Below are 15279 nucleotides of genomic sequence, written 5' to 3'. Positions count from 1 at the left end.
GTACCTCAATCTAAAGAGTCTATCATTTGCAGAATGGCGTCATCGTACTTGTTACCAAACTTACTCTGAATGTCATCAATATCCATTTGGATTGCGTCATCAAATTTACCGGATTTGATGAGCGCTTTTTGTTTTGCTCTGTATTCCGCACCCGCAAAGCCTTGGTGGCCATGACTTGCGGTCTTCCGATGATCCTCTACAGACATATGAATGGAAGGGCCTTGGCTATGCTTCAAATCAGTAACTGAATTTGCTGGCATATGGTGGACTTCCCCACCTTTATTAGCATACCTAACTTTTCCGTATCTTCCACCCTTTGTAACATCTTTACCCTTCCCTTCATGAGCTTCGCCCGCCAACCCCAGCGGGTCAACCCAATCCAGCGGGTTAAACACATACGCCTGTGGCCTTAATCCTCCCGCAAACCCGATAGGGTCTGGGCTTAGGTACTGGCCACTGTCTGCATCGTAATAGCGATTAACGTTATAGTAAAGGCCGGATTCGCGGTCTTCTATTTGCCCTTGGTAACGCAGGTCACAGTATAGCTCATCGTTGTGGGCGTTTTCTCTAAAACCATGATTAGGAAGTGCATTTCGTTGTTGGTAATGGCCCCATAAGGCTTGTTCACCTTGCCAAACTACATCGCCATTTTCACTGCACAGCTCCTGTGGCGTTCCAGCATGGTCAGTCACGATATAGTGTAGCTGAGACGCTTGGTTGGCCTTATGCGTCACCTGCGCGAGTGGGCGGAAGGTCTCTGGCTCGTACAGGTATTCAATTTCCTGAATGACACTGCCATCGGCAGTCTTTTGGCTGTGCTGGACAATGTTTGCCCCATCCCACAAATACTCAGTGATTCGCTGGGTGCTCAAACATTCTTTTGCGACTCGCCTGCCTAACGGGTCATAACGGTAGCGGTACCGCCCACCATCGGGCAGTTCGATATGTGTGAGCCTGTCATCCCCATTCCAAACAAAACGAGTGGTTTTTGGTCGGAAGCCGTCTTTGTATTCGGTTTTCTCGACCACGCGACCACACATGTCGTAGTGATAACGGAATCGTCCCGTATCCAATACACGGCCAGCCTTATCGTATTGGCGAGATTGGCGTTTGACTCGTGCGTCATCGAGCGAGACCACATTGCTGGCGCTATCACCGTATTCAGTCGCAAAGCCTTGTTGGTTAAGGTTAAGCTCACTGTCGTAACCAAACAAGTGTACAAAGCGTTGCTGGCTTTCCCACGTCTTTTGCTGGCGTTCGGCTTGAACTTGTCCATTAGCGTTTAAACTGAACCTAGATTGACCGCGTTTGGCATCGTTAATGCCCACCAGCCTATCGAGGGCATCGTATTGATATTGGCGTAAGCTATCACCATTGCTACCGAGCTGTTGCTCTAACAGTAACCCTGTTTCACTCCATTGATGGTGAAGGCTAAACCCCTGCTCTGTGGAGCGAGTTTGCTCTTGCCCACCGGGATGATACGCAAATAGCAGCGGGGTATGCTCGCCTACAGAGAGTTGCTGTAATTGGTGCTTGGACCATTGATATTGTCGCGCAGTTTTACTGCCTGAAGAGCCAATGCGGCGGCCATGTTCATCGTATTCATGAACGATTGGGGTGCCATTGAGGTTTTCTTCCAATAGCAGCCCAGATTGGCTGTAAGCAAAGGATACCCATGCATCACCATTTTCGGTGTAGGTTAAGCGGGATGCAGCGTCGTACTCATACCAAGCTTTACCCAATTGTTGCTCGTTGTGATCGAGCGTCACCGTCTCGAGTAGTTTTCCTGAAGGATCGTAACTGTGACTGTGCTGTACACCATCTGGCTTGATATGCCGATTCAATCGACCTGCTGCATCATACTGATAGTGATCGACACGGGCATCATAGTGGTGCTCGGCAGCCACTCGTCCGCCTTTATCAAAATCGTAGTACCACTTTTGACCATGAGTGTTTGTAACACCCGCAAACTCGGCTTCCGCATTGTAGTGATAATGTGTTTTGGCACCTAAAGGATCCGTCGCTTCCACAAGCCTATCAAATGGTCCATAAGTAAAGTGCTGACTATGCCCCAGAGCATCCGTCACTTTAATTAAGTTACCTTCTACATCGTATTCAAAATGCGCTTCTGTACCATCTTCATATTGAATGCGACAAGGTTGTTTGTTGTTCTTTTCGTAAAACCACTCTCGCACTTGCTTATTGTCTGCCACACGCTTTATCAAGCGACCCTGCTCGTCGTAAAACAAGTCCATACCGTAGCCGATGGGTGGCTCAACCCTTGCCAACAAACCGTTGCTATAGTACGAATAATGAGTTGTTGTGCCGTCAGCCCCTGTCACGCTTGAACGTTGGCCAAACTCGGTATAGGTAATTTGGGTTTGGTGCGCCTCTGGATCCGTAATGGCAGTTACGTCACCATACTTGTTGTATTCATAAGACCAAACCGCACCCATTGGGTTTGTGTAGGACAGCAACCAACCTTGTTCATTGTACTCATAGGCGTGTTCTGCACCATTTGGCTCAATAGCACTGGTTACGTTACCCCAATCGTCGTAGGCATATTGAACGGTTTCGCCGAGTGCGTTCTCTTGGCTAATCAGAAGATCATCTTGCCAAACACTTTTGGTTGGGTTGCCAAATTCATCAACAATTTGCAGAGGTCTGTTTTGATCATCAAGGTGAAGGGCTTGGGTGCCACCGAATGCCGTGTGATAGTAATGGACTCGGTTTTCATCATCGTAGGTGATCCCATCATTCCAATACCCACCCGCACAGCGAGTTGCAATAGCACGGCCTTTGTCGTCAAAGTCATGCTCTACCCAGGTATGAGAGAGGTCTCGCCAATAAGTTAGAAAGCCTTCTTTACTGTATTGGTAATCAAAGTTGCGTCCAGCCTCGGCACGTACTGAACTTAAGAAGCCTTGCCTACTATAACTGTATTCGGCAAGCTTACAGATTGGGGTTTTATCTGCTTTGCATAAAGTAAGTTCTTTGATGCGGTTTCTTTGTGTTTCGACTTGGATTAACCGACCATCGCAAAGTACCACCCACTTTAAACAACCACGATCGTATACAAACTGCGTAGCATTTCCATACGCGTCCTGCTGCATTGTTAAACGTAAAGTCGTACCTACTGCGTGTTCAAAATGATACTCAAGCCCGCTCTTGTTTTTTAGTATCAACTCTCCACGCTCACCGCGATGTAATCGCCATTGCGGCATCAGCTCTGAACGAGTCGGTGAACCTTGATAGGGCGCATCAAAATAGGCTAATGAATAATCTTTATCGATAAACTTAACCTGACCACCCTCTACAATAAGGCTAATATCCCAATTGCTGCGCCACAGTTTGCCAAGTAGACCCGTCTCTCGTTCTCCTGCAGATTGATAGTAGCGTTCATGAACAAGAGGAAGTCTTGACACAACAACGAAGTCTTCCCTTTTTTCATATGCTTTGCCCGTTAACAAATCAATCGGCTCACTACCCTCACATTTCTCGTTGGTCTTCTTACCGCCTCCTTCACCGGCATTGATATCGGTATTGCCGTTCTCTTTCTCAGATTGTTTTCGGTGTGGGTCTGCTTTACTGGCGTCAGCACTGTCTGGTGTTAGCTTGGCGTTTTTGCGTGCTGCAGTTCCTGGAATTCGCGTTGATACAAGTTTTGTGAACTCATCAATTTTGCCACGCATCCAATCAATGGACTCTTTGATCTTTTTCTTTAAATCCTTCATCGCTTTAATGAAGAACGCAAATTCGCTTTTCATCATTAAAACAATCCAGCTGCTATTCGCTGAATCCTTGAGAACTTTTGTCAAACCGTTAATAATGTTGTTAAGCAGGACATCCGCTTCAGCAGCCACCTCATCGAGCTTGTCGCCAAAACTCATTAAGTACTTAACAATGTTACCGTTTGACAGGCTGCGAATTTTTTTTATCGCTAGCTGTATAACACCCGGATCGGCTTTTTTGAGCGTATCCAGGATCGTTAAACCGATTTTTTTACCGGCATCGCCCAGACCTGGGACAAAACCCAACGAAATAAGCGCACCTTCCGCCCAGTGCCACTCATCAAGATTTTTACCTTCATAAGTTTTCCAGCCCCAGCCGCCAAGGTCGTAGAGATCCATCGCCTGACCGACTACCGGCACAAAGCCAAGCGCAACTTCGCAGAATAAGACCAATGCTTCGTTGTCTTTCGCTTGTCCTGCAACTTCACCCGCTAGGCCACAATGCGCGCGGTTCACAGCTTCTTTTAGTGAGGTCGGCCCGTCGTTAATCTCTTCATGGAGTTCCCAGAATCGCTTGTACGCTTCTTCATATCCGTCTGGAGCAACGCCAAACATCGACATGATACCCACACCATCAACGTCAACTTCATCTTCGTCGCTGTCGTCTGCATCGTAAGTGAGGTAACCTTTTCTATTTAAAATAGTATAAAGCGCAAAGTACTCACCTGTGATGGCGGCATATTCTGGGTTAGTTTGCAGAGCAGGGTTATTTGTCAGTACGTCCTTTGGCTCATAAGCATCGGTGCCTTCTCCCAAAAACAACTCATAGCCACCACAAGGCATATTGATAACTTTTAGTAAGCCGTTTTCATCTGTTTGCCCGGTCGTTTCGCCTTTCTTGCTGTCAACTAGGGTATAAGGCGCTTCTTTTATCGGGCTATCGTCGTCATAATGACAACGTACAAATACTTCACAATTGCACTCTTTGCAGTTGCCTTCTTTGACATTGTCCGTAGAGAAATTAAGCTCAGCGGCTTGCGCACTACTCATTAGCTCCGTGTGCTTATTCTGGCTCATGATGTCGACGACTCCTCGTTTAATTGTTTCAATGCTTGAGCAAATAGCTGGTCCATGTGACTTTTTTTACCTTGGTGGCTTGGCTTACTCAGCACTTCTTTTGCCCAAGAGGTATCAATAAAATCTTTCCCCATTACGACAGAGAGACTTAAATAACGCACCACATCGTTAGGTTGCTCAAACCCGTAATCTCTTGCTTGTTTGGTTTGCTGCGACAAAAATGCTTTCCACTCATCCTCACTCCATTTGTGAGTATCCTGATGATGTTGCTGCAAGTGCTCACGATATTTTTGGTGTTGATGTCGGTCAGCCCAGTTAGACAAACCAAGGTATTGCTCATCCGTAAGTTGAATGGGCGTTTTTACAAGCACCTCTGGATTCATGTCTCCGGTAAGGTTACTCATGAATGCTGATTCATCTTTGGCTTCCCAATAGCAGAGCGATTGGATTGGTCCTTTTAACTCGGGCTGTTTCTCCGTAGCTGTCGCATTCCACAAAACATGGAAAATGCTCCAGTCATTGATCCGCAGTATCGCCACTTCCTGCTCGGGAGCTTGCGCCAATGACCAAGTTCGTAAATGACTGAGCAATATCTCTTGTTGTCTGTCTAACGTCTCATCATGAAAAGCTTCATTTATCTGAATTGCCATTCCCCAGTTTGACTTATGGGTAATATTTTCATCTAGCCAGTCAATGGAATGCATTGGTATCAAGTAAGGTGAAATTGAGGCGTGAACTTCGCCCATTTCATCCCAGTACAATCGACTTTGAGGTTGAGGTGCAGGGATAAAGTTCAACACGTCCGAATTTATGGCTGAATCGACTAAAAGCCACCAGCCTTTTTGTTTTGCGCTCTCTTGCCACTCTTGGCGCGAAACTTCTGCAATATTTGGCCATTGATTCATCATGACTCGAAACCTGCTTTTCCTTCCATGCCTAGCCAACCTTCTGTTCGATAATTCATGAGTTCTTCGCTGCGACCTTGGTATTTTTCGTCAAACTTGCCAATTGCATTTCTCAATGAGTGATGGGCTAACAAATCATAAAAATCTGGGTGTTCATCGAACTTGTCACCCAAATAAAACCGATACAAGGCAAAAGTTTCCCTTCCGAGAGCATCGGTATCTGGGTACTTTTGTGCTGCAAGTTCTAGCCCTTCGTTGAATCGGATGGCAACATTTTCTCTTGGTAGCAACCATGCATAATTCGGTGCTAGTTTGTTATGCAGAGAATCAATCAGCGAGTCCAACCTCTCCGGATAGAAAAACAGACTGTACTGGCTAGGAGTCAACTTGACTGGGTAGGTCATCGATTGTTGGTTTAGCTCTTCCGTCGGCTCACCCGCTACTTCTCCACTCATAACTGCGCAGAGGTGTGGCTTATCCTCGTTAAGACTAGGTGTGTAAAGCTGGTAATGTTCACCTTTAAAAGCTTGTTTTTGGATATCTGTTAAGACTGAGTAAAAAGAGGCAATAACCATCGGATCATAGAAACGTAATAACGCTTCCTGCCCGTCTGGATAAAGCACAGACAACCAATTTCGCCAATGCTGATAAATTTGTTTTAAGCTGCCGTTATAACGACCGACGACTCCGAGTCGTTCATAATGTTCGGTATAGTCGTTCAACCAATACAATAAGCTTTCACCAGGGTTACCATCAGCAATGGTAATCAATACCGGAGATGCATCTTGATACTGCATATACTGGCTGTCTTGCCATAAGTAACACCACTCGACATCAGAGCGCAGCCTCATCGTTTGCCAAAACTCATTCGCTTCAGGGTGCTGCACTTGATCGAAAATGACATACAGCGTGCCCTCTTCCGTTTCGGAGAGAACTTCAAAAATTGACTTTAAGTTATCCACTTACCAACACCCTTTAAGCAACGTTTACAGATGCACGTCAATGCCATAACGCTCTCTTAAGATTTTTTCATCAGCCAACTTAGATTCTTCAGATTGAGGCTTTAGAAATCGATTCACTCCTTCAACCTTGCACTCTGCACGAGGTCGATATCCCCTAGGCTCTTTGCAATAGACGATGCCATTACGAAAACGCTCGCCATAAGGAGTGAGTGCAGGAAACGTCACACCAAGCTCTGTCATTTTCTGCTGGATTGTAAGCATTTTTTGATAAGCTTCTGTAGACTTATCCATATTATTAAGCTCATCCTGAACAGAATAAGCAGTTGTCATTCCTGATCTATCCATTACAAAAGGATCCGCGCCATGGTCCAACAGATATAACGCCTCATCGAAACTAACATTAATAAAATCAAATAAAGGCGTTTGGCCTAAGCGATCTCTGGCATTTACATCAGCACCAAACTCAACGAGAAGCTTGAGCGAGTCATTGTCTCTAAGTTCAGGAACTTTATATATCAATGTTCTATCAGTTTCTCTTTGATCAGGGTCCATCCCTGACTCAAGCAGAGCTCTTAGCGCTTTCGTGCTTCGATTCCACATCGAAAAGGAACCAATTGTTCCTCTATCTTTGTGTTTACCTATTTGGTGAGCAGGATCAGCCCCTAACGCCATCAACATTTTAATGGCTGGAACATTGTTATCAGCCACGGCAAAAGCTAACAGGGTAAAATTCTCTTTGCCTGGTGCGTCAATATCAGGTAATGCTTCTGCTAGCTTGTTGGCTTTTTTGATCTCTTTTTCTTTTATTGCTTGTGCCACAAGTAACAGTTCACCTGAGAAAAAGGCAGAAGGATAAGGTTTACTATCAACTATCGACATCGCATCCACAACCTTGCTGGTAAGAACAGAGCACAGTGCAAAAACTAATAACCATAAGGCAACTTTTAGCACTTTACTGAACCTTCGAGGGCTACAGCTTTGCGTTAATTCCATAGCGCTCGCGTAGAATCTTTTCATCAGCCAACTTAGATTCTTCGGATTGAGGCTTTTCAAATCGACTCACGCCTTCAACCTTACACTCTGAGCGTGGTCGATAACCCTTGGGCTCTTTGCAATAGACGATGTCATTACGAAAACGCTCGCCGTAAGGGGTTAGTGCAGGAAACTTCACACCAAGATCTATCATCTTCTGCTGGATGGTAAGCATTTTTTGGTAAGCCTCTGTAGACTTATCCATACTATTGAGTGACTTTTGAACAGAGTAAGCAGCTGTCATTCCTGATTTAGACATTACAAAGGGATCTGCGCCGTTGTCTAAGAGATACAAAGCTTCGTCAAACTTTACGTTGATAAAATTAAATAATACAGTTTGACCAAGACGATCCCGAGCGTTTACATCAGCGCCAAACTCAACCAAGAGCCTCAAAGAATCGTTATCTTCTAGAGTAGGTACGTCGTAAATCAAGGTACTGCTACCCCTTTGGATCTCTGTATCCATTCCAGCTTCCAACATAGCTTTAAGTGCCTCTGTAGTTTTGCGCCACATAGCCAAATAAGCAACAGAGCCGTTCTGCCCTTGCGACCCTAGTTCGGTTGAAGGGTCGGCCCCCAGTGCCATCAACATTTTGATAGCCGGAATATTGGTATCTGCAACCGCAAAAGCAAGTAACGTGTAGTTTTCCGTACCCGGAGCATCAATGTCCGGCAGCTTTTCTGCCAACTGCTTAGCTTTTTCAATATCCTTTTTCTTAATGGCTTCGGCAACTGTCAGTAAATCACCTGAAAAAAACACTTCTGGATACGGTTTACTACGAAACATATTGAGCACTCCTGCTTTTGTGGTCAAAGGTAGTAATAGCACTACCAAAAGTGAAAAAATAACATAGCGTGTCATTGCTTAGGCCTGTTGTGCTAGGGAATGTAAATCACTGACTTTACGCTCTTCTATCGCTTCTCGCATCATATCCATACCGTGTAGATCCAATTTCTCTTTACCTTTTACACCGGCAAAACCAGCTAGCGCTCCGCCAGGCCCAAGCCCAAGCCCCAATGCAGCACCGGTTCCCACTGCTGCCGCAGTCAATGATTTAGGCTTTGGCATAGTGTGCGTAGTATTGCCTATCGCATCTGGCACCAAACGGCTAGCCAAAGGTATATCTTCTTGAAGAAAAGTAAGCAGCTCTCCATCTATTCGATATCGAGTGATACTGTCATCACTGCCTTGCAAGGCTTTAGGTACACCATAACGCTCTACTGTCTTTTTGTGTAAACCAGCACTGTTGAACGTCGTTGTTTTGAAACCACTGGCTTTCGATGCAGCGGAAGCTAAACCACCACCTAAAGAGTGTCCTGCGACCTCTATCGTCTGCTCAGCTTTTTGGGTCTGCATTCCAAGTAATACGGCTTGTTCGTAATAAACTGAATCTCTATTTAACCCTTGAGGTAGGTTAGCTTGAGTCCAATCGCTTCCCCCTTCAGTGCCTCTGAAAACCAATACAGGATTCGCCTGCTCTCCAAACACTTCGGGCTCCGGTACATACACCTGCGCACGGAAATTACTATCTGGAATGACTAAATCTGAAGACGTAATGCCGAGCTCATCCAAATCTTCATCACTCGCCAACGACCAACCAGAGTCGTTATCAAAATCATCTGCTAGTTGCTTACGCCTATCATCTAGTTCATCAACTGGTTTATCTAGTGTGTAGATGTGGTCACTGAGCATGGCTTTTTCAGCGGCATCCATATCTTTACTAAAGCGTTCTGCCTTCTCAGGGGCCTTAGCACTCGCTTGTTCTGTAATGGCTTCTCGTGCTTTACGTCGCATCGCCTTGGTGGTTTCACCTTCTAGCAGCGCCAACATCTCTTTTTTCGACGCACCGTTTTTTACCGAGTTAACAATCTCTTCAGCCAGAGGAGGCAAGGCGCCGGGTTGAACTTCTGTCAGTTGCGTTTTCACCTGCTGCTTTGCTAGCTCAGCAAATTGCTCGGGTATGAAAGGCGCTTTCGCCCAAAAAGCGGGCTTTGGCGTCGCCATCGGTAGGATACGCAAGAATGGAATTTTTTCCCCGCTTGCGCCTTCACCACATTCATGTGTTGGAGACTGATATGGCGTGTCCCCAATGAATACATTTCCCGAACCTGATGCAACAGAGCCACCACAATCAATAGCATCCCCGACACGAGCTGCTGGCTTTCCGTTTATTGAAACGTTTGACGAACCAGCAGATATACTACGCCCATGGACACCATGTGGCTTATACGGACACGGACAAGCGTGGAGTAGAACCGCATCTCCTTTTCGAGCTGCTGGTTTACCATTAATAGATACATCACCACTGCCCGCTATAATCGGCGTGGCAGGGAAACATCCGTGACCACCGCCGCTGTCACCTAACCTTGCTGCACTCGGCATGATTACCCCCTCTCATCCGGACCATCAGGTTCTTGAGGTTTATCAGGGTCTTGCGGCTTGATCATAGCAGGAGCTGTACCAGTATCGGGTGAACCACCTTCGTTAATTTTGACCTTGGTTCCTGAAATAGTTACCCCACCGCCATCAATTTTAACGAACCCACCTGGTCCCTTAATTGTGAGGGAGTCTCCAGCTTCTAGTACAACTTTGGTTGCTTTTAAGTAACTTTCGTTTGCAACACTCACACGTTGGTTGGCACCAATCTCTTTTTCTTCAGATGCGCCAATTTGAGTGACTGTACTTCCATCAATCTTAGAGATAATTCCGCCTACAACGTGCTGACTTATCTTGCCTAAAATCTGCTTAATGACATCTCTGCCAATTTTGATCTGATGATCTTGACCAAATTCTTCAATCACATTTTTGCCAACCATTCGATTGACGTTTTCAGTGATCATTTGCAACCAGTTTCGACCTATTCTCAAGTGTCGGTCTACACCCACAAGCTCTCGATGATTGTTCTCGGTAATGATGTCTTGGTCTTTTTGCGCGTGAATGAAAATCTGCTCAATGCTGGCCTGATCTTCAAATCGGATTTCATTAGAACCTTCTCCCTGATGGGTTTGGGTTTTTATTACGGTCCGAGTTTTATGGTTTGGTAACATATACGGCGTCACATTTGTCGCATGATAAGTGCGGCCTGTGATGATCGGCTGATCTGGATCGCCATGTAAGAATGAGACGATAACTTCATGACCAATACGTGGCACAGCCATGAAACCATATTGAGCCCCTGCCCAACCCTGAGATACGCGCACCCAGCATGAACTATGCTCGTTTTGTTCGCTTTCTCTATCCCATGGGAAATGCACTTTTACCCGACCATGTTCGTCACAGTAGATCTCTTCACCTGCGGGGCCGACTACTTTCGCTATCATTGGGCCATCAACTTGCGGTTTCGGTTGAGGCTTCGCTCGCCAAGTCTTGTTTGCGGGGATAACGGTAAATTGATTCGAATACGTGGTTGCTCCGTGGCCACCATCTTCTTCTAGCGCTTGAGGTTGGGTACCTTGATGCGTCACCGCAACTACAATCCAATCGCGGTTTGCGCTCGCTTCTAGGTTTTCACTTAAATCAAATTTAACCCCAGCTTGGAGTGCATGGTGGTTACTTTTACCATGCCCTAGGTTTGATTCTCGGCGTAAGTATTCGAGACGAAGTTGGCTAAAGGCGATACCAGAGCCATCATCTTTGTATCGTCCCGGAAAGTCGTAATGTTCGTAGCTGCTTTGTTGGAAGCTCAGGTCTGCACCTTGCTGCTCTTGCAAAAAGCCATAGCTTGGCTTTTTGAAGCTGTAATCTTTGAAAGTGAGGTGACTTGGCTCGCTTTGATGTTCAATTTTAAATTGGGAAACAAAGGGTTCACCCGATTGTCCGCCTGCCAAGCCATTGTGTAATACAGGCGCGCCATACTTGCTAATCAAAGCGCTGTCGTCAAAGAACACAACCGTATGTTTGCCGTCGGCTTGTTCAATGTAATAGGTAATCCCCTCTTCTGCAGCGAGACGGTGCACAAACTCTAAGTCTGTTTCACGATATTGAACGCAGAATTCACGTTGAGAAAGGGATCTTTTTAGTGCAAAACTAAAATCCGCTACGCCCATCTCTCCCAGTATTTGGCTAATGATGTCTTGAACCGTCTTTAACTGGAAAATTCGACTGTTTTGACGTAACGATAGACGCTCAAGCGCCGGCACTAAAACTAGAGAATAAACGGTATGATGATGACCAATGTCACCTTGAGAAAACTGACGAATAATACCATTCACAAATTGAACGGGTTCGCCATTGCGTTTCATGGTCAGTTGGGCGGTTTTATCCACGACCTGTTGAGCGGTTATACCGGATTGTCGGCTTGCCAATTCAATGTTATAGCGAAAACCATAACAAGCCTGAGATACGCCAAAGCTCGAATCCGATAGCGATTCTTTACCTTGATAACCAGTAACCACAAATGTCTCTTCTGGTAATCCTTCAACGGTTAGGGTGAATGTTAACTTTGCCATCAACTGTGCCTTCTTAATATGAGAAACAAAGACCAGTGTGGGTGTTGCCACCCACACCGGTCTGACTGAACATCAAATCAATATTGATGAACAGACGAGGATTACGCCTCGATTGGTTTACGCCAGTCGTCAGAGCCAGACGTACCCGCGTTTACGTGATCCCACGTAATTTTGCGGTAAGAAAGCGATACTGTTACGTTTTGAGTAAAGTCGTATTTCGCAGGATCTTGACAGTGAGGCATTTCACAGTGGATATCGACGATAGACGCGTTCTCTAGCTTGGTTGTGAAGAAGTTTTCTTGCTTACCTTCAATAGAGGTGCGGTACCATTTCAGCTCTACGTTTGTCATTTTCTCGCCTGATGCCAATGCGTTGTATAGCAGCGGTACCGCTTTGTTTAGACATACTGTGAACTTAAATGGTTTGTGAACACGTTGACCTGAAGGTTGGCCAGATTGTGGGTCAGTTGGAACAGTAACGTTGTGGTCGAACTGTTGTACTAGCATCTCATCTTCATGACCTTCAACAAATGAGTCACCGATTGAATCTGCTGTACATGCACCAGCAGTGATTAGACCCTGAGTTTGACCTTCAATTGAGATATAACATGGAGTTGGCATTACTTAATCCTTAATTAGTTTGAAAACAAAAACATATATGAATGCAGTCAGTACTAATCAAGAGTCATGCCAAATTTATAGTCTTTAAATACAGTCACTTAAAGTGACATTACGCTCATCACAGGTAATAAATTACCCAGAGCGAGTAAATTATTGCTCAAAGGCAAGTAGCAATTTGCTTGCCTCTAAACTCGTTGCTTCTATGTCGGCATCAGCAAACGAAATTCCGCTCTTTATGGGTATGCATCTGAATTGGAAAGAATCCACCACACTTAGGAGCCACAATAAAAAGGAGAGATAAGTGATTGAGAAAAATAGGAGCAACACGACCTGCCAAATGCTGCCCTTGTTTCCTAAGTAATGAGACTAGCGCAGAATATCAATACTCGGCTCTTCCAGATCCATTAACATTTCTAGGTGGGTGGTGATATCCACTTTTTGCAGATTTTCCAAAAGCCACTTTCCATCTAAACAAGTCGCTGGAACAAACGCATACATTTCATTTTCCGCCAAAGGGCCGAGTTTTTCTAAAGCCCGTTCAAACAGAGGTTCTTCATATTCGTCTACTTGGTCATGTCTGTAACTTGAAGCGCTTTCAAAAAAAGAGCCATATCTAATTCCAACTCTTCTTCACTTTGCTCTGGCATTTCTTCGGCGTGCCACTGATGCAGTAGCCCTATCACCGGATAATAAGACATCACATTACCGCGCTTACTGTTCCAGATTTCCAGATTCCCAAACGCCCCTCTGGCTATCACAAAGGTTTCCGACGGGTCATCTAGCTGACTAAGCGCACATAGGCGTTCAATAATGTCTCGGTAGTCGTTGGGATTTACCGTCCAATACAAACCGTTGTTATACCCACACCAGCCATGACGCTCCCAATAGGTCAGCAGATTTTTAGGCAATACTCCGTCGTATTGTTCAAGAACCTCAGAGAGAACTGGTGTACTGCAAACGATGGGGAAACCACGATGCACGCCCATTGTATGCTCAAACTCCTCAAAAGCTTGCTGCATTTTTGCAGACCAATGAAATTTAAAGCTCATTGTCTATTCCATATATTTACAGGTAACGAATTCAGCTGCTTATTATTCATACGCTAGTCAATGTATTCCCCCCAACGAACCCAACGCCCTGGCAAGTATTTTTCTCTGTTTTCTACGAGGTACTTTTCCCACACATCGATTTGAGTATCCTGTTTTTCCATATAGGCATCACAATCGAATGGAAAATATTGACCCGTGTAAATAATTAACTGGTTAAACAAACTATTTAATCGGCTTCGTATACCGTTATAGCGGTTAGTGCGAAGAATATAGAGTAAGTCAAACTCATGATCACACTCTCCAGCTCCATCATAGCGCTTATTGATGTCTCTGATGGCTAACACGTTACTTTGAACATCAACCCATAACGATTGAAGATACGCTGATTCAGGGACTCGATCTTCCCACTCGTCTTCCTCTTCACCCTCAAGCGACAGAGTGTCCTCATACACTTCTAAAATGTCTTCAAAGTCAGGGTCATCATCCAACTCTTCAGGAAAGAACTCACACATTTTTTGAAAACAAATAGCTCGATAAACCGCATCCGAGTGTTTGAGTTGACTGAACAACCAAGTTAAGGCACGTAAATTACCAAAAGAAACAATTGTATCTAAATAAGGGAACCTAAGGCCTACAGGAGTGGCATCAATAAACTGTGTAAACAAGTCCAAATCATCGGGCGTACCATATCGCGCGAGGGTATCGCCAAAGTCACTTTCTATCTCCTCTCGCGTCCTAACTCGCTCCCAAACTTCAGGCTGTTGCAATAACAGTAGGTCACGAATGTATGTACCTGTCTCAGACTCTTGATCCAACTCTTTGATGAGTTGTACCGATTGAGCGGTATGAAAATAGCTACCTACCCCCCAAAAACTACTTGGGAAACGATATTGCCCTTCACGTACAAACAGATCTAAATGCTCGGCTCGTCGATTGCGTGAGATGTAGTTACTCACACGAAATAGCCATCCTCGCTCGTTTTCGCCCTTGGTTTTCAAATAATTAATAACAAAATCGGCTTCTTTGTCTTCCAAAAAATGAAAGCTTCTATGGTCTGTCCACTTAGAGGTTTTGAGCATAAACATCTGCTCAAGCACATCGGTATTTTGAGACAAATACACCACATGCCACGCAGCCGCTTGAAAATAAGCATTGTATCGGTCGTTTACAAAACTAGGCACCGCCGCTACAACTTCTGGCTGAGTTGATAGTTTTCGTACATAGTCATCATAGCGCTTTTGCGCATCATAAATGGCATCAAGCACACTATCGTCGTCATCGCGCATGCTTTCTAATAGTTCGTTCTGCTCTTGGTATAAAGTTGCGGCAAATTCTAAGCTCGCTCTTGGCATAGTGTTGCTCTCTATTTAGCTAAGGCGTGGCATTCTCTTTTCAAAGCACGTTGAATGAATTGTTGCCAGCCCTTTAACCGATGAACGGATTTAACTTGTCGT

Annotated in this window: 9 protein-coding genes and 2 pseudogenes; all 11 read right to left on the bottom strand. The window is 45.1% G+C overall.

Features of this window, described 5'->3' with window-relative positions; genetic code table 11:
- Positions 1-5: 5 nt before the first annotated feature.
- The 11 genes and pseudogenes from J4N37_RS23920 to J4N37_RS23875 all read right to left on the bottom strand — a co-directional run bounded on the left by J4N37_RS23920 (position 6) and on the right by J4N37_RS23875 (position 15177).
- A complete protein-coding gene (locus J4N37_RS23920; RefSeq protein WP_252042601.1) occupies positions 6-4808 on the bottom strand; it encodes an RHS repeat-associated core domain-containing protein in 4803 nt (1600 codons plus the stop codon).
- A complete protein-coding gene (locus J4N37_RS23915; RefSeq protein WP_252042600.1) occupies positions 4805-5716 on the bottom strand; it encodes a DUF4123 domain-containing protein in 912 nt (303 codons plus the stop codon). The genes J4N37_RS23920 and J4N37_RS23915 overlap by 4 nt, the downstream gene beginning before the upstream one ends.
- Positions 5713-6675, bottom strand: a complete 963-nt coding sequence (locus J4N37_RS23910) for a DUF4123 domain-containing protein (RefSeq protein ID WP_252042599.1) — start codon at positions 6673-6675, stop codon at positions 5713-5715. Before J4N37_RS23910 ends, J4N37_RS23915 begins: the two co-directional genes overlap by 4 nt.
- A 24-nt stretch (positions 6676-6699) precedes the next feature.
- Positions 6700-7626, bottom strand: coding sequence for an ankyrin repeat domain-containing protein (locus J4N37_RS23905; RefSeq protein WP_252042598.1), 927 nt, complete (start codon positions 7624-7626; stop codon positions 6700-6702).
- Positions 7627-7645: 19 nt separating this feature from the next.
- On the bottom strand, positions 7646-8494 hold the full coding sequence (locus tag J4N37_RS23900; RefSeq protein ID WP_252042597.1) for an ankyrin repeat domain-containing protein: 849 nt from the start codon (positions 8492-8494) through the stop codon (positions 7646-7648).
- Positions 8495-8572: 78 nt separating this feature from the next.
- Positions 8573-9712, bottom strand: coding sequence for a Tle-like phospholipase domain-containing protein (locus tag J4N37_RS25270; protein ID WP_503049251.1), 1140 nt, complete (start codon positions 9710-9712; stop codon positions 8573-8575).
- Between the two features lie 81 nt (positions 9713-9793).
- A pseudogene (locus J4N37_RS25235) lies at positions 9794-10090 on the bottom strand (PAAR domain-containing protein); the annotation flags it as partial.
- A gap of 2 nt (positions 10091-10092) precedes the next feature.
- On the bottom strand, positions 10093-12156 hold the full coding sequence (tssI, locus tag J4N37_RS23890; RefSeq protein WP_252042595.1) for a type VI secretion system tip protein TssI/VgrG: 2064 nt from the start codon (positions 12154-12156) through the stop codon (positions 10093-10095).
- A gap of 101 nt (positions 12157-12257) precedes the next feature.
- Complete coding sequence (gene hcp-2, locus J4N37_RS23885) at positions 12258-12776, bottom strand: type VI secretion system effector Hcp-2 (protein ID WP_143694185.1); 519 nt, start codon at positions 12774-12776, stop codon at positions 12258-12260.
- Between the two features lie 366 nt (positions 12777-13142).
- Positions 13143-13825: pseudogene (locus tag J4N37_RS23880) on the bottom strand (GAD-like domain-containing protein).
- Between the two features lie 53 nt (positions 13826-13878).
- Complete coding sequence (locus tag J4N37_RS23875; protein ID WP_252042594.1) at positions 13879-15177, bottom strand: hypothetical protein; 1299 nt, start codon at positions 15175-15177, stop codon at positions 13879-13881.
- Positions 15178-15279 lie beyond the last annotated feature (102 nt).

Source organism: Vibrio sp. SCSIO 43153 (assembly GCF_023716625.1).
Lineage (GTDB): Bacteria > Pseudomonadota > Gammaproteobacteria > Enterobacterales > Vibrionaceae > Vibrio > Vibrio rotiferianus.
This window is presented reverse-complemented; position numbering and strand designations above follow the sequence as displayed.

Excerpts from the sequence above, each read along its gene's own strand:
- J4N37_RS23920 (WP_252042601.1), bottom strand. The coding sequence starts at position 4,808 with ATGAGCCAGAATAAGCACACGGAGCTAATGAGTAGTGCGCAAGCCGCT.
- J4N37_RS23915 (WP_252042600.1), bottom strand. The coding sequence starts at position 5,716 with ATGATGAATCAATGGCCAAATATTGCAGAAGTTTCGCGCCAAGAGTGG.
- J4N37_RS23900 (WP_252042597.1), bottom strand. The coding sequence starts at position 8,494 with ATGTTTCGTAGTAAACCGTATCCAGAAGTGTTTTTTTCAGGTGATTTA.
- J4N37_RS25270 (WP_503049251.1), bottom strand. The coding sequence starts at position 9,712 with ATGGCGACGCCAAAGCCCGCTTTTTGGGCGAAAGCGCCTTTCATACCC.
- tssI (WP_252042595.1), bottom strand. The coding sequence starts at position 12,156 with ATGGCAAAGTTAACATTCACCCTAACCGTTGAAGGATTACCAGAAGAG.
- hcp-2 (WP_143694185.1), bottom strand. The coding sequence starts at position 12,776 with ATGCCAACTCCATGTTATATCTCAATTGAAGGTCAAACTCAGGGTCTA.
- J4N37_RS23875 (WP_252042594.1), bottom strand. The coding sequence starts at position 15,177 with ATGCCAAGAGCGAGCTTAGAATTTGCCGCAACTTTATACCAAGAGCAG.